This window comes from Priestia sp. YIM B13486 (genome assembly GCF_042787865.1).
GTDB lineage: Bacteria > Bacillota > Bacilli > Bacillales > Bacillaceae_H > Priestia > Priestia megaterium.
The window spans coordinates 292,389-319,068 of sequence record NZ_JBHZOZ010000003.1 but is presented as its reverse complement, the minus strand read 5'-3'; the positions used below and the strand labels follow the sequence as shown (position 1 = coordinate 319,068).

At 37.9% G+C, this 26,680-nt stretch carries 32 protein-coding genes; 9 read left to right on the top strand and 23 right to left on the bottom strand.

Annotated features, from left to right (window positions below):
• Positions 1 to 77: 77 nt before the first annotated feature.
• Positions 78 to 611, top strand: a complete 534-nt coding sequence (locus ACFX4G_RS09925) for a TetR/AcrR family transcriptional regulator (protein WP_043981414.1) — start codon at positions 78 to 80, stop codon at positions 609 to 611.
• A complete protein-coding gene (locus ACFX4G_RS09920; RefSeq protein WP_013057875.1) occupies positions 608 to 934 on the top strand; it encodes a DMT family transporter in 327 nt (108 codons plus the stop codon). The genes ACFX4G_RS09925 and ACFX4G_RS09920 overlap by 4 nt, the downstream gene beginning before the upstream one ends.
• Before the next feature lie 97 nt (positions 935 to 1,031).
• Here the strand turns inward: ACFX4G_RS09920 and ACFX4G_RS09915 are convergent, their stop codons facing one another.
• Both ACFX4G_RS09915 and cspD read right to left on the bottom strand, forming a co-directional pair.
• Entirely contained in the window at positions 1,032 to 2,609 is a 1,578-nt protein-coding gene (locus ACFX4G_RS09915; protein ID WP_016764821.1) for a peptide chain release factor 3, read from the bottom strand.
• A gap of 242 nt (positions 2,610 to 2,851) precedes the next feature.
• Positions 2,852 to 3,049, bottom strand: a complete 198-nt coding sequence (gene cspD, locus ACFX4G_RS09910; protein ID WP_013057877.1) for a cold-shock protein CspD — start codon at positions 3,047 to 3,049, stop codon at positions 2,852 to 2,854.
• A 327-nt stretch (positions 3,050 to 3,376) separates the two neighbouring features.
• On the opposite strand from cspD, the gene ACFX4G_RS09905 reads away from it, so the two are divergent.
• On the top strand, positions 3,377 to 4,099 hold the full coding sequence (locus tag ACFX4G_RS09905; RefSeq protein WP_255255674.1) for a DUF421 domain-containing protein: 723 nt from the start codon (positions 3,377 to 3,379) through the stop codon (positions 4,097 to 4,099).
• 51 nt (positions 4,100 to 4,150) lie between these two features.
• Entirely contained in the window at positions 4,151 to 4,318 is a 168-nt protein-coding gene (locus ACFX4G_RS09900) for a hypothetical protein (RefSeq protein WP_162214562.1), read from the top strand.
• Between the two features lie 18 nt (positions 4,319 to 4,336).
• Here the strand turns inward: ACFX4G_RS09900 and ACFX4G_RS09895 are convergent, their stop codons facing one another.
• Both ACFX4G_RS09895 and ACFX4G_RS09890 read right to left on the bottom strand, forming a co-directional pair.
• Entirely contained in the window at positions 4,337 to 5,824 is a 1,488-nt protein-coding gene (locus tag ACFX4G_RS09895) for a hypothetical protein (protein ID WP_097822761.1), read from the bottom strand.
• A 92-nt stretch (positions 5,825 to 5,916) separates the two neighbouring features.
• Positions 5,917 to 6,093, bottom strand: coding sequence for a hypothetical protein (locus tag ACFX4G_RS09890; RefSeq protein ID WP_162871486.1), 177 nt, complete (start codon positions 6,091 to 6,093; stop codon positions 5,917 to 5,919).
• A 266-nt stretch (positions 6,094 to 6,359) separates the two neighbouring features.
• On the opposite strand from ACFX4G_RS09890, the gene ACFX4G_RS09885 reads away from it, so the two are divergent.
• The 4 genes from ACFX4G_RS09885 to ACFX4G_RS09870 all read left to right on the top strand — a co-directional run bounded on the left by ACFX4G_RS09885 (position 6,360) and on the right by ACFX4G_RS09870 (position 9,038).
• On the top strand, positions 6,360 to 6,974 hold the full coding sequence (locus ACFX4G_RS09885; RefSeq protein WP_028414459.1) for an NAD(P)-dependent oxidoreductase: 615 nt from the start codon (positions 6,360 to 6,362) through the stop codon (positions 6,972 to 6,974).
• Positions 6,975 to 6,996: 22 nt separating this feature from the next.
• Positions 6,997 to 7,245 (top strand): hypothetical protein, encoded by a 249-nt coding sequence (locus ACFX4G_RS09880; RefSeq protein WP_097822762.1) that lies wholly within the window; start codon positions 6,997 to 6,999, stop codon positions 7,243 to 7,245.
• A gap of 275 nt (positions 7,246 to 7,520) precedes the next feature.
• Complete coding sequence (locus ACFX4G_RS09875) at positions 7,521 to 8,600, top strand: PrsW family intramembrane metalloprotease (RefSeq protein WP_377574378.1); 1,080 nt, start codon at positions 7,521 to 7,523, stop codon at positions 8,598 to 8,600.
• A gap of 153 nt (positions 8,601 to 8,753) precedes the next feature.
• Complete coding sequence (locus ACFX4G_RS09870) at positions 8,754 to 9,038, top strand: hypothetical protein (protein ID WP_097822764.1); 285 nt, start codon at positions 8,754 to 8,756, stop codon at positions 9,036 to 9,038.
• 30 nt (positions 9,039 to 9,068) lie between these two features.
• Here ACFX4G_RS09870 and ACFX4G_RS09865 read toward each other — a convergent pair whose 3' ends face one another.
• The 8 genes from ACFX4G_RS09865 to ACFX4G_RS09830 all read right to left on the bottom strand — a co-directional run bounded on the left by ACFX4G_RS09865 (position 9,069) and on the right by ACFX4G_RS09830 (position 16,769).
• Positions 9,069 to 9,209, bottom strand: a complete 141-nt coding sequence (locus ACFX4G_RS09865; RefSeq protein WP_176521185.1) for a hypothetical protein — start codon at positions 9,207 to 9,209, stop codon at positions 9,069 to 9,071.
• A 259-nt stretch (positions 9,210 to 9,468) separates the two neighbouring features.
• Positions 9,469 to 10,323, bottom strand: coding sequence for a manganese catalase family protein (locus ACFX4G_RS09860; RefSeq protein WP_097822765.1), 855 nt, complete (start codon positions 10,321 to 10,323; stop codon positions 9,469 to 9,471).
• A gap of 189 nt (positions 10,324 to 10,512) precedes the next feature.
• A complete protein-coding gene (locus ACFX4G_RS09855; RefSeq protein WP_034650592.1) occupies positions 10,513 to 11,355 on the bottom strand; it encodes a manganese catalase in 843 nt (280 codons plus the stop codon).
• Between the two features lie 431 nt (positions 11,356 to 11,786).
• On the bottom strand, positions 11,787 to 12,743 hold the full coding sequence (locus ACFX4G_RS09850; RefSeq protein ID WP_043981408.1) for a siderophore ABC transporter substrate-binding protein: 957 nt from the start codon (positions 12,741 to 12,743) through the stop codon (positions 11,787 to 11,789).
• Positions 12,744 to 12,766: 23 nt separating this feature from the next.
• The gene (locus ACFX4G_RS09845) at positions 12,767 to 13,525 is read right to left on the bottom strand and encodes an iron ABC transporter ATP-binding protein (protein WP_043981407.1); all 759 of its coding nucleotides are present in this window, start codon (positions 13,523 to 13,525) and stop codon (positions 12,767 to 12,769) included.
• On the bottom strand, positions 13,519 to 14,466 hold the full coding sequence (locus ACFX4G_RS09840) for an iron chelate uptake ABC transporter family permease subunit (RefSeq protein WP_060746379.1): 948 nt from the start codon (positions 14,464 to 14,466) through the stop codon (positions 13,519 to 13,521). Before ACFX4G_RS09840 ends, ACFX4G_RS09845 begins: the two co-directional genes overlap by 7 nt.
• Positions 14,459 to 15,409: an ABC transporter permease gene (locus tag ACFX4G_RS09835; RefSeq protein WP_097822768.1), complete on the bottom strand. Its 951-nt coding sequence runs from the start codon at positions 15,407 to 15,409 to the stop codon at positions 14,459 to 14,461. Before ACFX4G_RS09835 ends, ACFX4G_RS09840 begins: the two co-directional genes overlap by 8 nt.
• 553 nt (positions 15,410 to 15,962) lie before the next feature.
• Complete coding sequence (locus tag ACFX4G_RS09830) at positions 15,963 to 16,769, bottom strand: cell wall hydrolase (RefSeq protein ID WP_097822769.1); 807 nt, start codon at positions 16,767 to 16,769, stop codon at positions 15,963 to 15,965.
• Between the two features lie 362 nt (positions 16,770 to 17,131).
• Here ACFX4G_RS09830 and ACFX4G_RS09825 point away from each other — a divergent pair, with 362 nt between their 5' ends.
• A complete protein-coding gene (locus tag ACFX4G_RS09825) occupies positions 17,132 to 17,386 on the top strand; it encodes a hypothetical protein (RefSeq protein ID WP_013057893.1) in 255 nt (84 codons plus the stop codon).
• Positions 17,387 to 17,467: 81 nt separating this feature from the next.
• Here ACFX4G_RS09825 and ACFX4G_RS09820 read toward each other — a convergent pair whose 3' ends face one another.
• The 11 genes from ACFX4G_RS09820 to lepB form a co-directional block, all read right to left on the bottom strand.
• Positions 17,468 to 17,632 (bottom strand): hypothetical protein, encoded by a 165-nt coding sequence (locus tag ACFX4G_RS09820; protein WP_013057894.1) that lies wholly within the window; start codon positions 17,630 to 17,632, stop codon positions 17,468 to 17,470.
• A gap of 312 nt (positions 17,633 to 17,944) precedes the next feature.
• On the bottom strand, positions 17,945 to 18,289 hold the full coding sequence (locus ACFX4G_RS09815; protein WP_013057895.1) for a hypothetical protein: 345 nt from the start codon (positions 18,287 to 18,289) through the stop codon (positions 17,945 to 17,947).
• Between the two features lie 42 nt (positions 18,290 to 18,331).
• Positions 18,332 to 19,363, bottom strand: coding sequence for a zinc-binding dehydrogenase (locus tag ACFX4G_RS09810; protein ID WP_097822770.1), 1,032 nt, complete (start codon positions 19,361 to 19,363; stop codon positions 18,332 to 18,334).
• A 4-nt stretch (positions 19,364 to 19,367) separates the two neighbouring features.
• Entirely contained in the window at positions 19,368 to 20,414 is a 1,047-nt protein-coding gene (locus ACFX4G_RS09805; RefSeq protein ID WP_377574370.1) for a galactitol-1-phosphate 5-dehydrogenase, read from the bottom strand.
• 26 nt (positions 20,415 to 20,440) lie between these two features.
• Positions 20,441 to 21,712: a PTS galactitol transporter subunit IIC gene (locus ACFX4G_RS09800; RefSeq protein WP_097822772.1), complete on the bottom strand. Its 1,272-nt coding sequence runs from the start codon at positions 21,710 to 21,712 to the stop codon at positions 20,441 to 20,443.
• A gap of 55 nt (positions 21,713 to 21,767) precedes the next feature.
• The gene (locus ACFX4G_RS09795) at positions 21,768 to 22,052 is read right to left on the bottom strand and encodes a PTS sugar transporter subunit IIB (protein ID WP_050691017.1); all 285 of its coding nucleotides are present in this window, start codon (positions 22,050 to 22,052) and stop codon (positions 21,768 to 21,770) included.
• A gap of 42 nt (positions 22,053 to 22,094) precedes the next feature.
• Positions 22,095 to 22,391, bottom strand: a complete 297-nt coding sequence (locus ACFX4G_RS09790) for a PTS sugar transporter subunit IIB (RefSeq protein ID WP_097822773.1) — start codon at positions 22,389 to 22,391, stop codon at positions 22,095 to 22,097.
• Between the two features lies 1 nt (position 22,392).
• A complete protein-coding gene (locus tag ACFX4G_RS09785; protein ID WP_097822774.1) occupies positions 22,393 to 22,878 on the bottom strand; it encodes a PTS sugar transporter subunit IIA in 486 nt (161 codons plus the stop codon).
• A 36-nt stretch (positions 22,879 to 22,914) separates the two neighbouring features.
• Positions 22,915 to 24,957, bottom strand: a complete 2,043-nt coding sequence (locus ACFX4G_RS09780; protein ID WP_097822775.1) for a BglG family transcription antiterminator — start codon at positions 24,955 to 24,957, stop codon at positions 22,915 to 22,917.
• A gap of 238 nt (positions 24,958 to 25,195) precedes the next feature.
• Positions 25,196 to 25,759: an NAD(P)H-dependent oxidoreductase gene (locus tag ACFX4G_RS09775; protein ID WP_377574363.1), complete on the bottom strand. Its 564-nt coding sequence runs from the start codon at positions 25,757 to 25,759 to the stop codon at positions 25,196 to 25,198.
• 291 nt (positions 25,760 to 26,050) lie between these two features.
• Positions 26,051 to 26,611 carry a signal peptidase I gene (gene lepB, locus ACFX4G_RS09770; RefSeq protein WP_025751067.1) on the bottom strand — a complete coding sequence of 187 codons (561 nt, stop codon included), beginning with the start codon at positions 26,609 to 26,611 and terminating at the stop codon, positions 26,051 to 26,053.
• Positions 26,612 to 26,680 lie beyond the last annotated feature (69 nt).

Below are 26,680 nucleotides of genomic sequence, written 5' to 3'. Positions count from 1 at the left end.
TCGAAATAAAAGTATTGCCAAACAAACCGTCCAGACGGTAAAGTATTCTAGGGAAAATCAAAAAGGAGGAAATTCGTGTGTCTACATTTGATGATATATTGCTTGCAGCTACGCAGGTTGTACAGCGTGACGGCGTTGGAAATTTGACGCTTGAAAAAGTAGCAAAAGAAGCCGGCGTCAGTAAAGGCGGTTTGTTGTATCACTTCTCTTCAAAAGATGAATTGATTAAGCAAATGCTGTATTCAGTCACAAAGAAATATGATGACGGACTAAACGTACAAGTTGAACATGACAATTCTCCTGGCAAATGGAGCCGGGCTTATCTCGCTGAGACGCTTCATGACCTTCAGCGTGAACAAGTGATGAGCGCGGGGTTACTTGCAGGTATTGCAACCAATCCTGAACTCCTGCAGCACTTTCAAAAGCAATACGAAAAGTGGCAGCAGCACATTGAACAAGACGACATTGATCCAGTCCTTGCTACCATTGTGCGCCTAGCAGCTGACGGATTATGGTTCAGTCAAATGTTTGGGCTCGCACCCGTGGATCCAGACATGCAAAAACAGATTCAACAACAACTTCGGAAATTAACAGAGGAGGGTTTTCGATGAAAGCCTATTTATTTTTAGCGATTGCTATTAGTTCAGAGTTATTCGGCACATCTATGTTAAAAGCATCAAACGGATTTACAAAATTTTGGCCTAGTCTTGGTGTTTTATTAGGGTTTGGTCTGGCTTTCTATGCGCTTTCCACATCGCTTCAGCACATTCCACTCAGCGTTGCGTATGCCATCTGGTCTGGTGTAGGAACTGCTGTGACAGCTGTGATTGGCGTAGTTATTTGGAAAGAAAGCGGCAGTCTCACGATGGTATTTGGCATCGTATTAATCATTGCAGGAGTCATTCTTTTAAATTTAAAATCAGTGGCTCACTAAAAAAAGAGCCAGTAAATACTGACTCTTAAGCAAAGGAGGAAAATCGACTGTCTACTTATGAAAGTAGTATGTATCGTTTTCCTTTTTTTATACTCTTTTATAGATTAAACGGGTCTAGGAATTTAACAGATGGATATTTGTCCTGGAACAAACGCCATACAAAATCGTTTTCAAACATAAGAACGGCATGTTTATCACGATCTTCTACTAGCATCACGCGAGAATCTAGCATGCGATCTTCAATTGTTGATTTGTCTACCCATTTTGCAATGTTATGAGACATGCGCGTGAATTCAAGATCGACGTTGTACTCGCCTTTCATACGGTGTTCAAACACTTGGAACTGAAGTTCACCGACTGCTCCTAAAATATAATCTCCAAAGAACGGCGTACGGTAAAGCTGTACGGCTCCTTCTTGTACAAGCTGATTAATCCCTTTTTCAAAGTGCTTAGATTTCATTGCATTTTTCGCACGAACTTTTACAAACAGTTCAGGCGGGAACTTTGGAAGAGCATCAAATTCGAATACTTTTCCCTCTCCTACAATGGTATCGCCAATCTGATACGTACCCGAGTCATACAAGCCAATGATATCCCCTGGATACGCTGTGTCTACTGTTTCACGGCTTGATGCCAAGAACTGATGAGACTGCGCTAGCTTCATTTTACGGTTCGTTCTTGCTAACGTCACGTTCATTCCACGCTCGAATTTCCCTGAACATACGCGTACGAACGCAATGCGGTCGCGGTGAGCTGGGTTCATGTTCGCTTGAATTTTAAAGATGAAACCTGAGAAGTTTTCATCCGTAGGCTGAACGGTGCCATTCGTTGATTCACGAGGCTGCGGCGGTGATGTTAATTGTAAAAATGAATTAAAGAAAGACTGTACACCAAAGTTTGCAATCGCACTTCCGAAGAAAACAGGTGTTAATAGGCCTTGCTTTACTTTTTCAATTGAAAAATCATTACCTGCTTCGTCTAATAGAGATAAATCATCCACTAAGCCTGGTAAATACATTTCATCGACGTGTTTTTTAATTTCATCGTCGATATTTTCACCGTCAAAGTCTGCAAAATATGACTCTTTGTTTCCTTGGTATACTTCAATTTGTTTTGAAAAACGGTCATACGTTCCTTGGAATCGTTTCCCCATGCCAATTGGCCACGTTACAGGGTATGATTCAATACCAAGTACATCTTCAATTTCTTCAAGCAGCTCAAGCGGCTCTTTTCCTTCACGGTCTAATTTATTGATAAATGTTAGAATAGGAATACCACGCATACGACAAACTTTAAAAAGTTTAAGCGTTTGTGCTTCAATCCCTTTCGTTCCGTCAATAACCATGACCGCACTGTCTACAGCCGTTAAGGTACGATACGTATCCTCACTGAAGTCTTCGTGTCCTGGTGTATCCAAGATGTTAATAAAGTGATCTTTATACTCAAACTGCATAACACTTGATGTAACCGAAATTCCACGTTGTTTTTCGATTTCCATCCAGTCAGATGTAGCAAACTTGCCTGATTTTTTTCCTTTAACCGTTCCGGCTGAACGAATCATTCCGCCCAGTAACAGCATTTTTTCTGTTAACGTTGTTTTCCCGGCATCCGGGTGAGAAATAATGGCGAATGTACGACGTGAATCGACCATCGTTTCTTGAAGTTGGTTGTTCATACGTTTTAAAATCCTTTCTGCTCTACAATTCCTATTTTCATCATTTCATTATACGCTTTTTTTATACTGCGTGACTAGTTTTTTTCATATTTGAATACTTCTACAAAATCAAAGAAATCGTCAACAAGGTGTAAAAAGCGAACAAGAAAAGACCCCTTTTATAAAAGGGGCCTTCTCCCAGTTTAGTTTAACGAACGACCAGAGAAACGTTCTGCTGATCGGCTTAAACTTTATAAAAAAAATTACTTTTGAACGTTAGCAGCTTGTGGTCCACGGTTGCCTTCAACGATTTCAAATGTAACTTCTTGACCTTCTTCTAAAGTTTTGAAACCTTCGCCTTGGATAGCAGAGAAATGAACGAATACATCGTCTTGTCCTTCTACTTCGATGAAACCGAAACCTTTTTCAGCGTTGAACCATTTTACTTTACCTTGTAACATATCTCTTTTCCTCCTTGTGTGACAATCCACACATTGTGTATTACTCTATTCCTGCTCTTACAATAAGTCAAGACGAACACTTCGAACTATCCTTACCGAACAAAAATAAGCACCTTTATTGTAACAAATCCTCCAAAAAATTTCAAAGGAATTTGCACATTCTTTTTGTTTGCTTTGATCCCTTACCTACAGCCTTTCCACCCCTTTTTAAGCAGCCGAATGTGAACGCATTATCCGCACTTCTTCTTGGTGTTTTTTCTTGTATAACGATCCTTTAAATGGATAACGCTATAGAGATAGATACTCTTTCTATTTATGAGAAAGCAGGTGACATCACAACCTATGGAAGACATTCTCATGTCCCTTCTTAGAACCTTTGTTTCTTTCATTATCTTAAGCATTACAACTTTCCTGATTGGAAAACAAATTAACACGCATAATAATCATTTTACATTTGCGATGTCCATCATTATTGGGTCGTTCATCGCAAATATGGGATTTGATTTAAAATTAAAATTTCTGCCGATGTTCGCTTCTTTTTTTTTTCTTGTAGCCATTCATTTTCTTTTAGCATCAACAGCTCTAAAAAGCAGGCGCTTGCGAAAATGGATTACAGGACGCCCGACGGTTATTATGGAAAAAGGAAAGCTTCTTGAAGCAAATATGAAAAAAGTCAAATATTCTATTGACGACTTGAATCAGCATTTACGAGAACTAGGAACGTTCAACATTGCTGAAGTAGAATTTGCTGTTTTAGAAGTAAGCGGAAAACTGTCAGTATTAAAGAAAACTGCTTATCAAAACATTGCCAAACAGGACGTTTTGTCTAAGCCGTTTAAAGAAATGAGTTTACCGGTAGAACTCATCATGGACGGAGAAATTATTCATAAAAACTTAACATCTCACTATACCGAACAGTGGATCAACCTTGAGCTTTCAAATCGTCAGCTTCAGTTGAACCAAGTGCTGTATGCAGTTGTGTCAACAAACGGCATGCTCTATGTAGATGAGTATAAAGATCAGCTGTCCGCTCCTACAGACAGAGAATAAGATTGAGACATAACTAAATTACGCCAATCTAAAGACAGACAGATGGAGTGAATGAGTTCGTATGGATCGCTTGAGACATCGCTGTTAATTTCCGTGCAGGGCTTTGCTCTCCTATCAACAGCTAGAAGCAGCTACATATATAAAACCTATGTTCACGATCACCATAAAAAAATCCGAACGAGTTTGATTCTTGATGGAGAATCAAACTCGTTCGGATAAAATATGTTTGTCCCAGTTTCACTGTGCCATCTCTTCAACGGTTCCTTCTTTTAAGCCATAGTAATTACGTTCAAATCGCTTTATTTCTTGATCATAGCGGCGTACTTTTGCATCGGCTAGCTGACGGCTTTGTTTTGTTTCTTCAAGCAGCTCGACCTGCTGATTAATTTGAAAAATAGTCGTCGTCAGCTCGTCTTGATAATCATAAATTTCATTTTGAATATCCACGCATACGGGCAAGCGATTTGCTAAAATAAAGTCCGTCATTTGCATAAGCACTTTTTTACGCTCTACTTCTTTCACTTTGCTTTTGACGGCTCGTTCTGCAGAACGGAACGTCAGTCTTACTTTAGAGAAGAAATCACCTTTAATCGAAAGCTTGCGCTGCAGTTCTTCTACATCTTGTTTTAATGATTCATGCTCTTCAATCATTTTTTGAAGCACAAGCCCTCCGTTTAACGATGTGAGCTCCATTTCATCAAGCTGATGGCGAATGGCTGTTTTGAGCGTTTCAATTTGCTTCACCGTCTTTTTCTCCGTAGCTCGGAGCTGCTTAACATACTGCTCTGTTTTATAAATAAAGCTGTCTAACCGTTCACGGTCAAACAGTGACTGCTCTTTCTTTTTCATATAATCTTGATACGCTGTGTGTACAGATGACCACTTGATCAGCAGAGACTGATAATTCAACAGCTCATCCTGATGCTCAAGCTTGTACGTCCACATCAGCTGAACAACTACCAATAACAGCGGCAAAAAAGTTCCAGCTTCTTTGCGTTTTGCAATAATTTCATGACTTTCAAAGCTCGCCATTAAAAACAGCGGCGCATTCATACTAAATAGCAGTGCTGGCGGGTAATTAACGGGAATAAAGATACTCATTACGGTTGCCATAAGGTCTGAAATAGCAGGGTATGCGTGCGGAGGAAGCTGTTTGTACAGTTCAATTGTCCCTTTTTTTTGCAGCAGTTTCACAAGTGCTTCCTGCTGATATTCTCCTAATGCATCAATCATTCTTTCCTGATACATGGGGGGCAGCTGTTCAATCCAATTCATCAGCTGCTGCTGAAACACAGCTTGCTGACGATTTGTAGCAATCATGTATTGCGAATCAATTAGATGAAAGAACAGTCGGATTTGATGGCGCATTACGTCTTCCAGCGTATGACAGCGTGCAATTGAAAACAGCTCATTGTATTTAGATACAAGCAAATTTCCAATGTTATCGCTTAACTCGTACAGCTCGCCATTTGTTGTAGCATGGGAAACAGGAAGTTCAAAAAACTTCGCCATTTCAAGCAAAATATGCAGATGCATGTCTACTTCAGGCTGTTTTTCAAGCAATTTCATTTCTTCTATCAATGACGCTTGAAAATCCGTATGCTCCGTTTGCTGATACTGTGCTGACATTTCCGTATAAATGCGGTGGTCACATAACACATAAGCAGCTCTTAGGATATCGCCTTTAGACGTAAGCAACCCATACAATAACTGTTGTCCGTTCATCTTCACACCGTCCTTCATTAAATTTTCTTACTATAGCTTTCTATCATTTTATACTTTTTCTATAAATTCGATGCAATAGTTCAAATTTCCTGTTATCTTTCTTCTTGCTTCCTTAATACAAAGAGTGCCGTCCAACATGACATCAGTGCAGGCGGAATGGTCCAAGTCATATATCGCCACTCACCCGTCACAAGCGCCATAATGAAAAAGATGAGCGGAAAACCTATTAGTACTATGATGATACGTGCTCGGCTTACCGATTTTTTCATAGTGCATCGCCCCTTCTGTTCGTCCCTTATTCCTATAATACCCTTTCGCTTCTATAGCATTAAACACCTTTATAAACCGTTCGTACATTTCTTTGTTTTCTAGACAGTCTATGACATAAGTTTTAAAAAAGAACAGAGGATACCTCTTACTTTGGTGAATCTCGTAAGCAGCTTTTATGTTTTGACAAGCTAAATCGAGAAAAATGTGTTATGGTAAAAGAAAATTTCGTTTTTACTACCTACATTGAAACGAAAGGGTTGATCGTATGAACATTTTTTTGATTGGCGCAAGCGGCAGGACCGGACAGGAATTAATAAAGCAAGCGATTAAAAACGGACATTATGTAAAAGCATTTGTGCGAAATCCATCTAAGCTTAAGATAACGCATGCGAACGTACACATCATACAAGGCGACGTGCTTGATTATTATGAAGTGTGTCAGGCCATGCGAGGGTGTGATGCAGTAATTTCTTGTCTTGGAACCGAAAATCTAGGGCATTCTACCCTTTTAGTAGAAACGACAAATCTGCTGATTCAATGTATGAATGAAAACGGAATTCAGCGTATCGCCTACACGGCTTCTGCCGGAATCGACGGAGAAATTCCAGGCATGACGGGCTGGCTTGCTCAGCGTATTTTAAAAAATGTGCTTCGCGATCATCACGAAGCCGTGAAGCTCTTGAAGGTAAGCGGGCTCGACTGGACTGTTGCTCGGCCAATGGGTTTAACGAGCGGTCCATTAACTACGTATTATCGTATAGGAGAAGCTAGCATACCAGAAAACGGACGCAACATCAGCCGTTCTGACGTCGCTCACTTTCTTCTTCAAGCCGTAGAAAACAACAGGCATATAAAAAAATCACTAAGTCTTTCGTATTAAGTGTTCTAAAGGAGTGTTGATAGTGAACCTATCAAAAATTTTTCTAAAAATAAGTCTTATACTTTTAATGGCATGCGTCTTTATTGAAGGTAATTTTCAGGTGGCGCTTGGCATCTTTGCTGCTGTTTGCATGCTTGTCATCATTTTTGCCAAGCCTCTTTCAAAATCGCTGCTTCCTGCTAATAAAAAACCAGGAAAAAAAGACCGCGAAACATTAATGATGGTCATTGGTGTCATCGTTTTTATTTCAGGAAGCTTTTTTATTGCGTAGTAGCATTGTAAAGAAAACAGGCTTAAATCCAGATTTTCAATCATATAAAGGGCTGTGCTGTAAGTCGAATGTTCGGCTTACGACACAGCCTTTTTTTGTTTCATGAGGTCTCTTTTAGCAATAGCTTCTGTCTTTTATACACATACCATTCCATTATTTAAGCAAATTACCTATCAAACCCTCTTATGCTTTTTTCATCAGTTCACATAATATATGTAGAAGATGTCCTAAGACAAGCGTCAAACGATTTGTATCTAGAAAAAGGAGGAAGATAAATGAAATGCCCCCATTGCGCTTATTCTAATCGGGAAGGGGTAAAATTCTGCTTAAATTGCGGCCATGAAATCGTGGAACACGACGAAAACTACAGCATATTCTACTTGTTTGCCCATCGTGTTGATAAAATCTCAAGAAATGAACGTTCGGTTGAACCTAAATTTCGAAATATATTCTCTCGAGTCTTCCGACAGCACAGTGAAATGGAAGCTGAACGGCTTTTTATTGTAGGAACAGGGCTTACGACTCCCAAAATAGAAGAAGTTGTAAATACATGGCCAAAGCCTTGGCTTTTTGCAAGAGTCTTTCTTATTGCGCTTGTCGCATACTTAGGGCTATATCTAGGGGTAAGCTTGTTCGAAAACATCAACTTCATACCCGGTCTTATTGTAGTCGGTGCTTTTGCAGTGCCATTTACTACGCTTATTTTCTTTTGGGAAATGAACGCTCCGCAGAATATTGCTATTTACAAAATTGTTTATGTCGTTTTTATTGGCGGAATCCTTTCACTTTTATTAGCACTTGTGTTTTATGATATTCTTGGAAATAACACAAACGTGATCGTGATTGGAATATGCGAGGAACTGGCTAAAGTTATCGCGGTTATTTATTTTGTGCGCAATCTTAAATATAGATATATCCTTAACGGACTCCTCTTAGGAGCTGCAATAGGAGCTGGTTTTGCTGCTTTTGAAACCGCTGGCTATGCTTTAAGAGCACTTCTTTCAGGCAGCTTTCACATGCTTTATTCTACAATACTTTGGCGCAGTATTTTTGCTCCTGGAGGACATGTGGCTTGGGCTGCCTTGACTGGAGCTGCCGTCTGTATCGTCCAAGGAAATAAGAAATTTCAGTGGAGCATGTTGATAAAACCAAAATTTCTCGGTGTATTTTTGTTTGTCGTTTTTATGCACGCTCTTTGGGACTCACCTATACTAGGTATGTTGCCCGCTGGACATACAATTTTAACGGTTATATTATGGATTTTAGTATTCAGTATGATTCGTATTGGGCTAAAAGAAATCGCAGATAAAAAGTTGGAATTGACCTACTGCAAAGAAAATCCTACCCCCTCATAGGAAATGTTCAGCTTGCGTTAAGCTGCTCGTTTTAACTTTTTATTACCTTTATGTTTCATTTTGAAAATTGTTGTTACAAATTGTAAAAAAAAACATTCAAACTACCTGTACATGGTATGATAACTTCAATAACATGAAAGGGTGACTTGGTGGATGAACCTAACTGAAATTAAGCACATGATAGCAAATTTAGTAAATTATAGAGATAGCGACATTACTCATACTCTTGCCAATAGGTTTACACTAAGTTATTCAAAACAATTAAACAGTTTTCAAATCTGCGATATTGAAAACGATATCATTTATCGTTATGAAGAACCAGAAACAACTGCGTTAGCTCTGTTTAACATGGTCCATCATCTTCCTGAGACTATTTATAGACATACTAATTCGTTTGAACAAGTTGAAAGCAGCAAAAAAAGCTCATTTATTAACTAACATGAGCTTTTTTGCCGGTGTTTATCTATTTTAGTTATTTATAACCTTCTTCAAAAGAAGAATATCCTTTTTAATTGCCGGTCTAATTTCTTCAACTTTGCAGCGTTTGTATTCTTGTACTAAGCGATAGAGCTCTCGTTTAAATAAAAATTCATCTTTTTGGTTACTCATAGCAGCATACCCCTTATTAGCTTTCTATCACAAGCGATTAAAGAAAGTATTCCCTTTTCTTCTTGTAAAAAACAAATAAATTCACAAACAGATGTAAAAAAGCCCTTTATCATGCGCTTACAGGAATGGCGAGATGTGCTTTGCGCTAGACAAATGAAAGAATTTCGCTAAAGCAAATAAAAAAACATTGACTACTAGCTCTCAGTCAATGTTTTTTATTTATTTCAGCTTTGTTTAATTAAATTCAACTCACATACTTTTATGCGTTCATATCTCCTAAACCTGGAGCATGCTCATTTGGCATTTCAGATAAATGAGGGACTGGAAAAGCTTCCGGTGGAGGTGTTACGTTCAAGTCTCCGCCATTTCTGCTTGGCGTCTGCCCTTGAAATATTTCTCCCATTCGATGCGGATCTAATCTAAAATCAAATTGCGTGTTATGATACCCCATCTCGACAAATTTTCTGCATTCAGGGTATTTGTTAATATCATAATTTGGTACAGGGAATAGTTTTCCCCAGTCCACGCCTAATGTTTCAAGAGCTTTTGCAAACGCATTTTGATGAGCATTATCTCGAACGATTAAGAAACCTAGCGTTTCTCTTAACGTTTGGTTAGAACTCATTTCGTATATTCTTGTTTTTTGTAAAACGCCGGTTGATTCTAATACAACGTTATTGAGCAAATCAGCCACTAGATTTCCGTGATTATAAACCCACGAGCCGTTCCATGGATTTCCGCCCGCATCTACTGGCAGTGAGCTTTGAGCGCCCATGATATAGTGATGAGGATTAGCATGTTTTACAGTTTCATCAAGAGGAGCCTGATCTGAACCTTGACTTCCTACCCCGGCTCCGCCAGATTCATCTAACAATGCATTAATGGTATTTTGAACGAGTTCTACATGAGCAATTTCTTCTAAAAAAACACCTTTCATTAAATCGCGATACTGCGTCTCTTTTCCTCTGAAGTTAGAGCTTTGAAAGAAATATTGCATCATCGTCCGCATTTCACCAAACTGCCCGCCTAAGGCTTCTTGCAGTACCTTCGCGGCCGCAGGATCGGGCTTATCCGGTTTAATACCATTGATTAATCCTTCTTTGTAATAATACATATCAGACACTCCTTTTACTGACATTGCTTGATTGTTTTCTTAAACTAACATATGCACATACCTACTTTTTCCCTATGCGGCTTTTTTATTCTAGATATTAAAAGGTAACTTGACTGAAACGCGTGGATAACACCCTTTGTTATAGTCAAAAAAAAGACCTCTCGCACATATCGAGGGCCTTTCTTTCTTTTATTTAGAGGAAACTTTTTTACGAGTTAAATCATGATGCAACGAAGTATCAGGAATTTCCGGATTGGGAACCTGTCCTTTTGCTACAGGGTCTTTGATGTATACATATTCACCGCTTCCGTCTGGGGCACTTCCAGTAGCCCACGGTCCCTCTTCTGATTCAGCGCCTTCTGAGAGGTTCCAAAACTCATAAGCTTCTGGCTGTGATTCTTTTTCAGCCTCGGGAGGGAAAGATGCAGGAACAACTACTCCATTTTTTTCTTCTAGTTCGTTTATAGCTTCCATCCACTGATACTGGTGATAGCGATCACGCGCTAGCATTTTGCGGAATGTCGCGCGTACACCTTCATCTTTTGTCATATGGTATAACCTAGCTACTTGAAGTCTACCTTGGCTTTCTGCATGCAAGTTCGAACGCATGTCTGCTAATAAATTGCCGCTTGCTACGATATATGAACCGTTCCATGGAACTCCATTTGAATTAGTAGGCAAACCACCAAGCCCGCTCACTAATAAATGCTGAGGATTAATTCCTCCCATGATAGCTGCTGTTGCAGGATCTTTCGCAGCTTCTGCTTGATCTTCTGGAGATGCTCCATCAAGTAATTGACTAATAAGTGAACAAAGCATCTCTACGTGTCCAATTTCTTCTGTACCTATATCCATCAGCATATCTTTATATTTCTCTTCTCCTCGACAGTTAAATCCTTGAAAGAGGTATTGCATCATTACCGTCATTTCACCGAATTGTCCACCTAGTACTTCTTGAATCTGACGAGCAAGCATCGGATCGGGGCGATCTACTTTGACTTCAAATTGCAGTTCTTTTTGATGACGAAACATGTTAACTCCTTCTTTAATATACTAAATTCCTTTTAGAGATTTTTTCCTCTTTTTTCCGTTCCCTCTCGCTATTCAATTAATCACTAAACTTGTATCTTTTTCCTTCTGGAACGAAAATGGATAAAATCACCTATTAATAAACTTAATTTAATAAGTAGAAAGACACCTAAAGAGAAGAAAATACCTGCGCTTTGCTCTTTAGTATTCGTTCAGTTTATAACGTTTTATAGTTAAAACCACTGCCAGACAGAAAAATGTTCACCAAAAAATGAGAGTGAGATATAACTAATCACTTCAATCAACAGCTAGAAGCAGCTACAGATATGAAACCTATATTCTTTCCACAACAATAAAAAAATCCGAATGATTTGATTAATCATTCGGATTTACTTTCAACTAAAATACTTTTGTCTCAGTCTGTCTTTTCTCTATTACTTCTCTATCCCTGCTTTGATTTCTTTAATCATGCCAGCCATTGACTCAAGGCCTCCTCCAGATAAATACCAAAGGCCTGGATCCAGATACACAACGTGATTGTTTTTCACCGCATTGACTTCTTTTACGTACTCATTTTCAACAATTTGTTTAGCGGATGATTTTTCACCAATCGCTGCACCGCGGTCAACGACGAATAAGTAGTCTGGATTTTGCTTAACTAAATATTCGTATGAAATGCTTTGACCGTGCTTAGCGGATGGATCTAAACTGTCGTCTGCTGCTTTAATACCGAATACGTCGTGGATTAATCCGTATTTAGAACCCGGACCAAACGCTGTCATTTTGCTGTCATTTGCCATCATTACAAGCGCTTTTTTATCTAGTTTGTCCGCTTGTTTTTTCAAATCTGCAATTTGCTTATCAATTGCTGCTAGCTCTTTTTTCGCTTGATCTTCTTTATTAAAAATTTGTCCTAGTACTTTTGTGTTTTCTTTAAATGACTTCACATAGTGCTGGTTGTCTGTATCGATATAGATCGTCGGCGCAATTTTTGAAAATTCATCAAATGAATCTGCTTGGCGCCCTTGAATAATAATTAAGTCTGGCTTTAATTCTGCAATTTTTTCGAAATCAGGTTCTTTTAAGCCACCTACATTCGCATACTTATCATCTTGATACTTTGATAAATACTCAGGAATCGCTTGTTTTGGCAAGCCCGCCACTTCAACCCCTAGTTTATCTAGTGTATCAAGTGCACCCATGCTGAATACTACAACTTTTTTAGGGTTTTTCTTAATTTTAATTCCGTCTTTATTGAACTGATCGGTTACTGTTACCGTCTCTTTTTGCTTACTTTCTCCACCTGTTGTTTCTTTTGCTCCTTGATTACCGCAAGCGGCTACAACAATCGCAGTTAAGACTGCTGCAAACATTACTAACACTTTTTTCACTTTCGTCACCTCATGAATAAATTTTATGAAAAATACACGCAAATACGCTGTCCGTTAACCGTTTCGATTGGAATATCCATATCGTATATATCCTTTAATACAGACGTTTGAATGATGGTTTCTGTTGGGCCTTCACAGATTACTTCACCGTTTTTAAGTGCCACAATATAATCCGAATAAACAGACGCAAAATTAATATCGTGAATGACAATTACAATCGTTTTGCCTAAGTCTTCTACGAGACGTTTCAACAGCTTCATAATTTCAACAGAATGCTTCATATCTAAGTTATTGAGCGGTTCATCTAAGAAAATATACTCCGTGTCCTGTGCGATGACCATAGCGATAAAGGCCCGCTGACACTGTCCCCCGCTCAGTTCATCCAAGTATTTGTCTTGAATACTTTCAAGCTTCATATAACTTAGCGCCTGATCAACCGCTTGTTCATCACTTTTTGTTAACCGGCCTTTTGAATAAGGAAACCTTCCAAAATTGACGAGTTCACGTACGCTAAGCCTGATATTCAGCTGATTGGACTGTTTTAAAATGCTCATTTTTTTGGCTAAATCTGAGCTGTCAATATTCTCTATATTTTTTCCTTCTATTGATATTGATCCTGAGTCGGCTTTAATGAGACGGCTCATAATTGAAAGCAGCGTACTTTTCCCCGCTCCGTTTGGACCGATAAATGACGTGATTTTCCCTTTTGGAATCACGACGGATGTTTTTTCTAAAACGGTTTTTTCTCCGTATGTTTTACTGACATTTGTTACTTCTACCATGATTTATTCTCCTTTAGCAGCAAATAAATAAAGTAAATTCCGCCGGCAAAGTCAATGATGACGCTCAGCGTGGTGCTGAAGGTGAACACTTTTTCAACGATAAATTCTCCTCCGACGAGAGCTATAACACTAAGCAGCAGTGATCCCATCATTAAATAGGTGTGCTTGTACGTTTTGAACAGCTCTCTCGCAAGGTTCACAACAAGCAGTCCAAGAAAGGTAATCGGCCCAACTAACGCTGTAGCCACTGAGACAAAAATGGCGATCACAATCAGCATTTTTTTGACGAGCCCGTCATAATCAATACCTAAATTTACCGCATGTTCTCTTCCAAGCGACAGGACATCAAAAATGGATGTAAAGCGCCACACGTAAATGCCAAGCAGGATAAATATGACGGCTGCTATGTATAGCAAATCGGTATTAACATTGTTAAAGCTTGCAAATGATTTATCTTGTACAACTTGAAATTCATTCGGATCGATCAGCATTTCCATAAATGAAGACATGCTTTTAAATAACGTGCCGAACACAATTCCAACCAGTAAAATAAAGAAAATATTCTTACCGGCTTTTTTGAACATCAGTATGTAAAGCAAGACCGAAAAGATAATCATCAGCGAAACGCAAAGAAGAAAGTTAAGATTTTTGTTCATGATGACAATATTCGTCGAGCCGAAGATGTACACAATAAACGTTTGCAGAAATAAATACAGTGAATCCAGTCCTAGAATACTAGGAGTTAGAATTCGATTATTAGTAATTGTTTGAAAGATAACGGATGAAAAAGCAATGGCTCCTCCGGTTAAAACAATCGCAGCAACTTTTTCAATTCTTCGCGGCAGCGTGTACTGCCAGTAGCCTAAATCGTAGCTGATAAACAGTGCCACTGATAAAACGGCCAGCGCGGCGAGAATGATGATTTTATGTTTGTTATGCATAACGACCTCTCCTTATCAGCATAAAAAGAAAGATCGCACTTCCTATTACACCGACCATTAGCCCAATAGAGATTTCATAAGGGAAAATAATGACTCTGCCTAAAATATCGCACGCCAGTACGAACACAGCTCCAAGCAGCGCTGTATGAGGCAGGCTTTTTCGCAAATGATCTCCACGGTAAATCGATACGATATTTGGAATGATTAATCCTAAAAAAGGCAGCATGCCAACGGTCAAAATCGTAATCGACGTAATAAGCGAAACAATGACTAATCCAATGTTTACGATTTGTTTGTATTTCACGCCTAAATTGATTGAAAAGCTTTCTCCCATACCAGCAACCGTGAACTTATCTGCGTAAAGATAAGCAATTATTACGAGCGGTATACTCAGGTATAAAAGTTCATATCTCCCTTTGACTACTAGCGAAAAGTCGCCTTGCAGCCATGAAGAAAGGTTTTGAATCAAATCGTATTTGTAGGCGATGAAGGTAGCTAAGGAACTTACGATACTGCCGAGCATTAAACCGACTAGTGGAATATAAATCGTATCGTTAAATTTAATTCTGTCTAGTATTCTCATAAACAATAGATTGCCCGCCAGTGAGAAAATGAAAGCAATGCTCATTTTTAATAGAGGACTTGCTGAAGCAAATACTAGTAGAGAAATCAACACACCAAGTCTTGCCCAGTCCATCGTTCCTGCCGTTGTTGGAGATACAAACTTATTTCGCGTAATTTGCTGCATAATTAATCCGCAAATACTAAGGCTCATTCCTGCCATAATAATGCTCAAAAGCCTAGGAAAACGACTAAAAAACAGCGTTTGACTTTCTTCTTTTGTTAAATGAAAGAGATCCGTCGCTGACAGATCTTGTACGCCTATAAAAAGAGACGAAACTGCTAGTACAGCAAACACAAGAATTAACTGATAAAACTTCAACTTTCCTTACTCCTTTCTTCCCTCTATAAGTCTAGTTATCTTCTCCTTCATCACATGTAAATGATTATCATTATCAATTGACTTTCTTTATCATATCATTATTCTCTAAATAATCAATGGTTTTCTCAAAATTTAAGCAAAAAAATACCTTAACAGATGGATCTGTTAAGGTATTTTAAGGTTCAATTAGACTTAAAAAATAGCTATTTCTTTCTTCATCTAAAAGAGGATTGAGACATAACTGTATTAATCTAAAGATGAATAAATTAGATACATTAACTCGTATGGATCGCTTAGTACGCCGATCTTGATTTCCGTGCAAGGCTTCTCGCTTTCCGCTTTTTTCGCAGGAGTCTTCGCCTTGCCCTCCAATTAACAGCTAGAAACCACTACATATATGAAATCTGCGTTTACCATAACAACAAAAAAATCCGAACCATTAATAACGATTAATGGTTCAGATTTAACTTTAAGCAAAATACTTTTGTGGCAGTCTCTCTGTATCAACATTACATATATATGAAATATATGTTTATATTTGAAAGAAATCTACTTATTTTGCAAATACATGGTTTCCGATAACTGCCGTTACTTGCTGCGTTGCAACCCATTGGCTTTCAGCGATTTTCGGATTATAGAAAAACAGCGCATCGTTTTCATGCGGGTTTGATAATGCTTCGCTTACCGCTTGTTTTGATTCTTCTGATGCAGGCTGATTAATTGCGCCGTTTGCTACTGGTGAAAATTGATATACGCCGTTTCCTAGCTGCTGATAAATAACGTCGTGAATGTTATTTGGAAATTCCGGTGAAGCTACACGGTTTAATACCACAATTGCTACCGCTACTTTTCCTTGGTACGGCTCACCTTTTGCTTCTGCCTCTACTAATCTTGCTAGTAAATCTTGATCTTGTGCAGAAACCGATGTAGACGGAGCAGTTTGTGCCGGCGCCGGTGCTTCTCCTTGAAGTTTTAACGTTTGTCCGATGGTAATGATATCACTTTGTAAACCGTTAACAGCTTTTAACTGATCCACAGTCATGCCGTTTTGTGTTGCAATATGATATAACGTTTCGCCTTGTGCTACTGTATGTACAGATGTTGCCGGACTAGCGGCAGGTTGTGCTTGTCCCTGGTCAGGAATCGTTAATGTTTCTCCAACGTAAATCATGTCGTTTTGGCGGTTATTAGCACCTTTTAGCTCATCTACCGTAACCCCATTTTGTTGGCCAAGCCCCCACAAGGTATCTCCTTTTACGACTTTGTGCGAAGCTGCTGCTGATGCTGTTCCTTGACTTGCTAGAAATGCTACAGACGCTGCAGAAGCAACTGCCCATTTTTTTACACGTTTTTTACTCACAAAAACTACCTCCTAAAATTTGAACCTGTTATTACCTTAGCACATAGATTCGCCTTTTCATTAAAAAAAACAGTAACATTTGTTCTAATTGGATTAAGTTTCTTACAGTGCCATTCATTATGTTACAACTTTTACATGACCCTTAAAGAATATGTAGAAATATGACGGTTTGATTGCGAAACGAGCTTTTTATCTGTTTACTTACATTCCTCTTTCTGTAAAAAACTTGATTTTATTATGATTAATCGCAGAGATAAAAAGGAAAACAGCAGTCAAATAGAGAAATAGTGTAACTATTGAGGGATGATTCAGCGCTTCTTTGTCAATTTACGTTTGTTTATTAATAGAGGAGGTCTATTCGGATGTGTGCAAATAAAATGTATGTGACGTATAACACGGAGAAACCGGCTATTACAATTCAAGGAGCTTTTTATCATACGGGAGGAACGCAGGAAGAGTTTTTGCGGGAATTCAAGTACTGGCTTGAATCTCACGGCTGGTCATTTATGGGCGTAACAAATGAAACAACGATGACAACGGCGAACAAAGAGTTAAAAGAAACAATGGAACAGCATAAAATAGAAGGCAAAAAAGTTCAAAGACTAGAAGATTTATAACGATTGCTTCTATGACCCTTCACACATGTCCAAACGCCAATATGTAAAAAAGCCTTTAGATGAGCTAAAGGCTTTTTTACATTAACGAGAAAGGGCGACCACCTTCTGATTTTCTACTCTCTCTTCAACAGGCTTTCTCATTTCTTTTTCCGTCCATACGCCAATGCGTTTTTGTCTTTTCCCAAGAGGCTGTTTTTCACATGCATAGCAAATTTCTGAAATATCATCAAAATGAGCTAACGACATCTTTATCCCTCCTTTTCTAAATATACACAGGCAAGTTAGTATACTTCTTCCCTTATTTTCCAAAGCTAAACTGCTTCTTCTTATATTTAAACAATTTATAAACAAACGGAATAAATAATTTCTACTTCATTATCATTTAGATTGTTTTATTTAGATATAGACGGGTAAACAAAAACTATCCCACCTCACACCCTGAAGTTTGAAACTGTCACGTAAAAAAGCAGCTTTCTATACATGTATAGAAAGCTGCTTTTTTATGTAGCTAGAAAAAATGCATTGATGCACCAGCTATAACAACAGGCAACCGGCCCTTTATTTTCTAGCAGTTCGTTTTTTGTAACGGTGAATAGTATGCATGGATTCATTAAAATCTTTCATTAGACGATAAGGCTTGCTCACTAACCTTATCGGAATTCCAGTTAAAAATCTATTTATATCTTTTTTATATTCTTTTGATACTCGGTTAGGTTTAGTAAAGACACGCTTGTAGACCTCTTTATAGAACTCTTTCAAAACATCAACTTTAAATACCATTGTACGCCTACATTCTTGACACTCTACGCGTACAATTTTGCCGTTAATATAATAAACGTGGTGAGGAAGCTCTTCTTTGCAACTGTTACAATATAAACCTGCTTCCATTTGGGTATCTTTCACACTTCCTCCCTCCCTGATTTACATTATTTATATAGTTCGTTTCTACGACTGAACAAGCACTTTTATTTCATTACCTGATAGAACGGCTTCGAATCCTTGACGCCAATAATCAAGAGGTACAATTTTAGTGATCATTTTCTCTGTATTAATTTTCTTTTCCTCAAGAAGTTTTAAAGCAATATGCCAAGAACTTGGTTTCTGAGAACGCGTTCCAATATATGTAATTTCTCTTTGGATGATAGATTCTTGATCTAAAAGGTTTAATTTTTCGGAGAAAATTCCTACTTGTACAAACGTTCCTTTTTTCTTAACCAGAGGCAACCCTTGGTTTAACGCCTGGACAGCACCTGAACACTCAAATAACTTGTCAACACCGTATCCCTTTGTATAGGTCAGCACAATTTCTTCTAAGCTTTCTTTTTGGATATCTACAGTTACGTCGATTCCTAAAGACTTAGCTAACTCTAAACGCTTCTGATCTTTTGTTATACCTGCTAATATAACAAACGCTCCTTGTGCTTTTACAACTTGTGCTTGCAGTAAACCAATGGGACCTGGACCAAAAATTAATACTTTATCTTCTTTTTTAACAATCGTTTTTTCTAAAGCTGCATGAACGCAGCAAGCTAGAGGCTCAGTTAAAGCAGCTGCTTTTAGGTCGACTGTATCTGGCAGCACATGGACACTTTCCTCACGCGAAATAACATATTCAGCAAAGCTGCCGTTTATTTGTGTGCCTATCCCTTTTCGATGAGCGCACAGATTATAGTCTTTTTCTAAGCAATAATCACACTCTCCGCACGTCACAAATGTTGTTTCACTGGTTACTCTATCGCCAACTTTTACTTTTGTTACATCTTCCCCTACTTCAACGACTATACCGGAAAACTCATGCCCAAGCACAACCGGCGTCTGGGAATTTTTATATTGACCTGTAAACGTGTGAATATCCGTACCGCATATTCCGGTATACGCTACTTTAATCTTCACTTGGTTTTTCTGAACTCCTAATTCAGGGATTGTTTTTAACAGCATCTTATCGTAGCCTGGCTCTACCTTCATGACTGCCTTCATTTTTTCACTCCTTATTTGGAATTATTAACACTTTTCCATAAGCTTCTTCTCGATTAATAATCATATTAAATGCTTTTTGCGTGTCTTCTAACTTAAATCGATGAGAAATTAATTCTTTTAATCTAATCTTTCCATTTAAAATAAAGTCAACGCTTGTTTTCCACTCTTTCCCGGGAAACGGTGCAGAATAAGAGTTCCAGAAACCTTGCAATGTAAGCTCTTTTCTAAAAATACTCTCAAATGCTGCTTCAGATAAACACACATCTGAATAAGCAATACCTAAATATCCAACCTTCCCTTTTTTACAAGTAACAAGCAGGCACTGCTCTTGAGTGACAGTGGAACCTGCACATTCGAGTGCAAGATCCACTCCTCTTCCTTTTGTATATTCATTGATTTTTTCAAGGACATTTTCATAACGGGCATGAATCACTTTTTCACAACCCATGGCCCTCGCTTCTGCCAGCTTTTCACTAGAAATGTCGATGGCGATGATTTCTTTTACACCCGCAATTTTCAACCATTGAATCGTCAGCATGCCAATGACTCCTGCTCCAAAGACTGCTGCAGTGTCTCCTATTTGCGGATGAATATTAAGTACTCCATGAAGCGCTACTGCTAAAGGTTCTATCATAGCTGCTTCTTCAAAGTCCATCTCTCCTACTTGTATAACATTTGAAGCTGGAATATTGACATACTGAGCAAATCCGCCAAATGATTGCGCACCAATCATTCCGTAGTTTTCGCATAGTGAATACTGCCCTTTTTGGCAATATTCACATGTGCTGCACGGTTTAAACGGAATAGCAGCTACTCTGTCTCCAACGTTCAAATCTACTACTTTTCCCCCTTTTTCAACGATATACCCAGCAAATTCATGTCCCATAATGGCAGGTAGCGGATACTTCCATCTGCTTGTCATTTTGTGTGTATCCGATCCGCATATTCCTGCTGCCATTACTTTTATTTTGACTTCATTCGCTCGGCAGAAATCAATCCCAATATCTTGATAAATGATTTTATTTTTTTCATGTAGCACAGCTGCTTTCATTGTCTTACCTCCTGTTTATGCCTATTTTAAAAAATAGAAGCCCACAGCTGAGAGAATTTAAGAATAAGCCAGTTAAATAAGTTTCCTCCCATGTCTAAACTTGAAATTTGTGTTGCACCTTCTGGCATAGAAAACTGAGCTCCTGATAACATTTGTGTATGCACATCTGCAAAATTCGTTGCCATATAAAGTGATAGCGCTACCATAACAGTGCCCGAAATAAGAGAGTGTATAATATTCCCTCTTAATGAGCCCACAACAAAAGCTACATAGAAAGGAATGGTTGCCAAATCCCCAAACGGCAATACTTTATTTCCAGGTAGAATGACAGCTAAAAGTAATGTAATAGGGACAAGTAACAGTGCTGTAGCCATAACGGATGGATGTCCTACTGCAAGAGCCGCATCTAATCCAATATATATTTCACGATTACCATATCGTTTTTGAAGAAAAGAACGAGCTGCTTCAGAAATTGGAATAAGTCCTTCCATTAAGATTTTAACCATTCTAGGCATCAAAAGCATAACCGCTCCCATTGAAATACCTACTTGAAAAACTTTACCAAGGTCATAGCCTGCTAATATACCGATTACACACCCTAAGATTAAACCCATCATCATTGGTTCACCGAAAATACCAAAACGTTTTTGAATAGATTCGGGATCTGCGTTCAACCTTTTAATCCCTGGAATCCTTGATACACCCATACCTACCAAAATACCAATTGGTCCAAATGCAGCTGTAGAGCCCGTAGGAAGAGAAATTCCTTCTAACCCGTAAAATTTTTGAACCATTGGCGCTGTCTTATCTGCTACAAATAAAACAGCAATTTCATACAGAACGGTACACAATATTGCAAACCACCAGCTTCCTGTGACAACGTATCCTGTTGCGCCAGCAGCGATAAAGTGCCAATAGTTCCAAATATCAATATCAAGCGTTTTAGTCAGTTTTAACAAAAGCAAAATAATATTTACAAACAAGCAAACAGGAATTAGTATAGCTGCAACGGGAGATGCCCAAGATATTGCAGCGGCAGAAGGCCATCCCGTATCGATAACAGTTAGATTTAATCCAAATCGTTCAACCATTGCTTGTGCTGCTGGTCCTAAGTTTTTTACAAGTAAATCAATAACTAAGTTGATGCCGACAAAACCAATTCCTATTGTAATTCCGGATTTAAACGCTTTTTTTGCTCCTGTTTTAAATAACAGGCCTAAGATAAAAATGGCAATTGGTAAAATAACTGTAGGTCCTAGATTTAATACTGCTTGCACACCTGATAGAAGTTTATCCATATCCATCCCTCATTTTTCTTTTGTCATTTCCTAAAATGGAGGCAACGCGTGATCCCTATGCTTGTAAATGCGTCAGAATTTTTTGATCTAGTGCTTCCATGCCAATCCCTGTGATATAGGAGGTTGCGCTTAATGCCGGAATGCTGTACTTTGTAGGTAAAATCGTTGTCGATACAATTAAATCCGCTCCTTCTTGGCGAGAAGCTACTTCGGCAATTTTACATTGCACAACTTCCGCGTTAATGCCATTGTCTTTTAATAAATTTTCTACTCGTTCACACACCACTGTTGATGTTGCAATTCCCGCTCCGCATGCTACTAATACCGTATATTTTTTCATTTTGTTCAGCTCCTGATTTATTATTTTTAATTTTCTGACTAATTAATTAGCAAAGGTTTTATTTAAGGCATCTATTATTTTTTGGTCCAGTGCTTCCATGCCAATCCCTGTGATATAGGAGGTTGCGCTTAATGCTGGAATGCTGTACTTTGTGGGTAAAATTGTTGTCGATACAATTAAATCCGCTCCTTCTTGGCGGGAAGCTACTTCGGCAATTTTACATTGCACAACTTCCGCGTTAATGCCGTTATCTTTTAATAAATTTTCTACTCGTTCACACACCACTGTTGATGTTGCAATTCCCGCTCCGCACGCTACTAATACCGTATACTTTTTCATTTTACTTCTCCCCTTTTGTACTAATTTTTTCAACTCCGTTAAAAATAGCTTGAACATCCCTTTGATTTTGAGCCTGTAATAATTGCTCTATTTTTTGCTGATCTTGAATTGTTTGCATCAGCTCCTGAAGTACTGTTAACTGGGTGTGAGGCTGGTTTAAACCTAATAGAAGCACAATGCGCACATCCACTTTTTTTGTATTATCATCCATTAAATAAAACGATACAGGTTTTTGTAAGGTAATCACACTAATAAATTGTTCAAAAACGTGCTCTGGATCTGTATGAGGGATTGCTACACTGTAATCGCCTATTTGGAGCCCCGTCGGAAAAGATGCTTCTCTTTCTTTAATTTTTGTCAAAAAGTTTTCACCGACATACCCTTTGCCAAATGCCTCTTTGTACACCATTTCAAAGATATCTGCTTGATCTTTACATATACTATTTAACTTCAATAACTCTTCTTTTAAAAAAGGCTGTAATGTCACGATTGTATCCTCCTTGCTATACATTCTGTACCATGATTAGATAGAGTGCGTTTTAATTATTTCATAGATTTTGTATTTTTCATTTAGCCGTTTCATCTCATTTATTACCCCGTTCATTTCCGCTAACTTCATCAGCTGCAGCATAGCGTTTAAATGTTTCTTTTTATCAATAGCTGCGATAACAACAATAAAATGAACTTTTTGCTCTCCGCACAATAAGCCTTCTTTTAACTTAAGTAAGCTCATGCCTACTGCTTGAACGCCATCCTCAGGGCTTGCGTGAGGTATTGCAACATTAAGTCTTAGTACAATATGTGGAGATATAGACGGATACTGTTCCTGCATTTTATCAATATAAGCTTCAGTAATAATACCTTTATGTAAAAGCGGGGAAGCGGCTATTGAAATAGCTTCCTTCCAGCTTTCCACTTGATCGCGCAGCACAATTGTTTCGGGTGTAATTAAATCTGCTAAACTGTATTCTTGATTTTCACTTGTTTCGTTTAATACTTGGAGAGAAAAATAATCTTGCAGCGCTTTTTGAAGTTGAGGCTTTTGATCAACTTTTGCGTATTTTTCAATGACACTTATTAACTGTTCAATGTTTACAACGGATGTATTTAAACCGAATATGGTTTGAATGACTCTCTGCCGAAGCTGCAGCTTTTGAAAATCTGAAATAAATTGTTCCACAATAAATAAATGCTTAGAAGTCTGGACAGGAACAGGAGAAAATACCATATCAAATTCTGCTTTTGATTGCTCAAATTCTCGAATTGAAAGAGCTTCGTAGAAATAAAACTCTGGAAATAAATCGCGCAGCGTGTGCTCCATCAAATGTGAAATGGATACCCCGTTAGGACAAACAACAACCGCTCTCTTTTTCAGCTGTATCGTTTCGCCACTGTTAATTAAATGTCCACCAATAAAAACGGTAATGAACATTACTTCGCTTTCAGGAATAGGGCAGCCAATATAAGTTTCAAAAGGCTTTAATGAATCTTTTACAATATAGTGAATGGCTTCAAATTCTTCACTTACTTTTTTAATTATTGAATAGTTAGTAGTTAGCTGGTATTTAATACGGTAGTAAGCGGGTTTCATGTGCAGCACTAATTTTTGAAGCAGCTTTTCTTTTTCTTTAAAAGTAATACATGCTTTTTTCTCAAATAATGCAAGACTATCCTTCAGTGAAGATTTTAGTTCAAGAGTTTCTTCATCTCTTAAAAATTGAGAAGATAGAACATTAGATGTAAGCAGCTGTAGTGTAATAAATAACCGTTCTTCCTTGGGGATACAAGCAGCTTCTTCAATTAAAATTTCAGCAGCTTCAAACTCTTTTGTATCCGATAATTCTTCATAGTCAATATGATAAGGATCTTTAATTAAGTTTCCTTTTTTAATTCTTTTTAACAAAATAGCTATTGTATATGGAAGAAGTTTTATTTTTTGATCGATAAATTGAAGGGCTAAACGCTTTTCTACTTTTTCCATTTGCCCTTTTAACTTCTGAATTTCTTCCTTTGAAATTCCTGTATACATCTGAATATACGTCTCACCTTGATACATGTCATAGACGGTCCGCAGTACTTCAATAAGCAGCTTTCTTTTATTCCATTCACTTCCGACTATGTCGTATCCATACATTCGTGAATAAACAATTTCAAGATTATAATCATTTACAAGTTTTTGTGTGTATTTCATATCTCTTAATATCGTATTCTTACTCACTGATAGCGAGCTCGAGAAATGAAGTAAAGATAATTCTTCTTCGCTGCTTAATAGCATCAGCAAAACTAATTGAGCTCTTTCTTTTTCAGACGGAATATAGCTTCCAGCAGAGTGTTCGACTTTTTCAGCAAACAGTTCCATTAGAAGAGGATCAATAATAAAATTCCCCCCGTTCGTTCGCTGAATTTTTGGATAGTTGTTACTCTTTAACCAGTCATTAATTTTTGTAAAGCTGTAGCTAATCTGCCTCCGTGAAAGATGATATTTTCTCTCTAATTCCATATTAGAAATACCTGGATTACTAACTACTCTTTTTAAAATTAAATTGCTCCTTTCATCTAGATGCATCAATTGCTCCCCCCTTGCTTAAATTTATTCTATCACTGATCCCCACTAAAATGTTTACGCTTTCATTACCACTTCTGGTCGAGTTATTGTGCAACTTGATGGTTAACTCTTCCTTACCATTGTAGACATTTCGCTAGTGATCAGAAAGAAAAAGAAAAACTGTTTTTGACTACGATTTTTGCGTCACAGTGAATAAAAAAACCCGACTGTTCAGTCAGGTTTTTTGTAGTATCGATTTTTATTGATGCTCTCCTATTCCAAATACTTCTGCTACATGATTTTCTAATTTATGCTTGTAGTGATCAATGTTTGGATGTTTGACTACGTCATGAATAGAGTAAGTTGGAAATGGACTCATACCGACGTACTGATTCATTTTATGCAAATGCATAATGGCTTCGTCTAAACTTTTTCCTTCATAGAAAGCTTCGTCATTGTCGAAAATAGCTTCCGGCGCATTCCACGTGAGAGAAAACATGTATTTTTTCCCCGTTAATAAGCCGCCTCGCCCGTATTGATTGGAGCCTTTAAAGAAAATGTTATCCATATACACGCGATCAATATATTGCTTAAACTTTCCGGGAATGCTGAACCAGTAAATAGGCGTCTGCATAATCACAACATCAGCCCATAGCCACTTTTCAATTTCTTCTTCTACTTCGTAGCCTTTATCAACCACCGTTGTTTTAATATCAAATTGATCAGCGAGTAAATGCTGCATTTCGTTAAAAATCGTTTGATTTAACTCTCCTTTTGATTTTTTATAATACTCGTGTCCATTAATGATTAATACGTTTTTCATGCTGACCTGCTCCTTTCCAAAATCCTTGTTTCTTTATCTTCATATATCTGTATACCCATAAAAACTACTTACCTATCAGTACTATCTCTTACTTTGAAGTAACATAGGCACCTAGAAGTCCCTTTTTAAACACCCTTATGATTTCCTAAACAAAGAAAAAAACAAGGTCTAATTTACTGATTTCTTAGAAGATGTTTAACTTGCATAAAGCAAATCGTTTTTTAAAATCAGTTCTTTTAACCCAATAAAAAAGGCTGGCGAATTAAATTCCGCCAGCCTTTTTTCCTTTTTTTATTTCGGTTCGCCTACTTCATTTAATGGATAGTAGCGAAACTGCACTTTTCCGATAACTGATTTTTGTGGAATGAAGCCAAATGCTCGTCCATCATGACTTACAGGACGGTTGTCCCCCATTACAAACAGTGAATTTTTCGGTACCTTCACTTTGCCATCAGTTGCAGGCAGCGTTTGAAGCGTAAAATCTTCCGTGAATTTTTCATTAGGTGCAAGAGATTTTTTAGATTCTTTTAAATACGGCTCTTTATAAGCTTTACCGTTAATATATAGAACGTCGTTTTTCATTTCTACCGTATCTCCTGGCAGTCCAATTACACGTTTAATATAATTTTCATCTGCATCCGGTGCATGAAATACAATCATATCAAAGCGATCAACATCACTGATTTTATTTAAAATAACGCGGTTTGAATCTTCAAACGTTGGATACATCGATTCCCCGTGAACTGTAGTTGGCGCAAATAAAAAATGGCGAACTCCCACTACAATAACCAATGCAATAACAATGGACTTAATCCATGAAAACACTTCTTTTTTTACGTTATTTTTGCTCATCTCAAAACATCCCTTACGTCAAAATATACTTTCATCATAGCATCAAATAGAGGGAAAGTATAATAATAA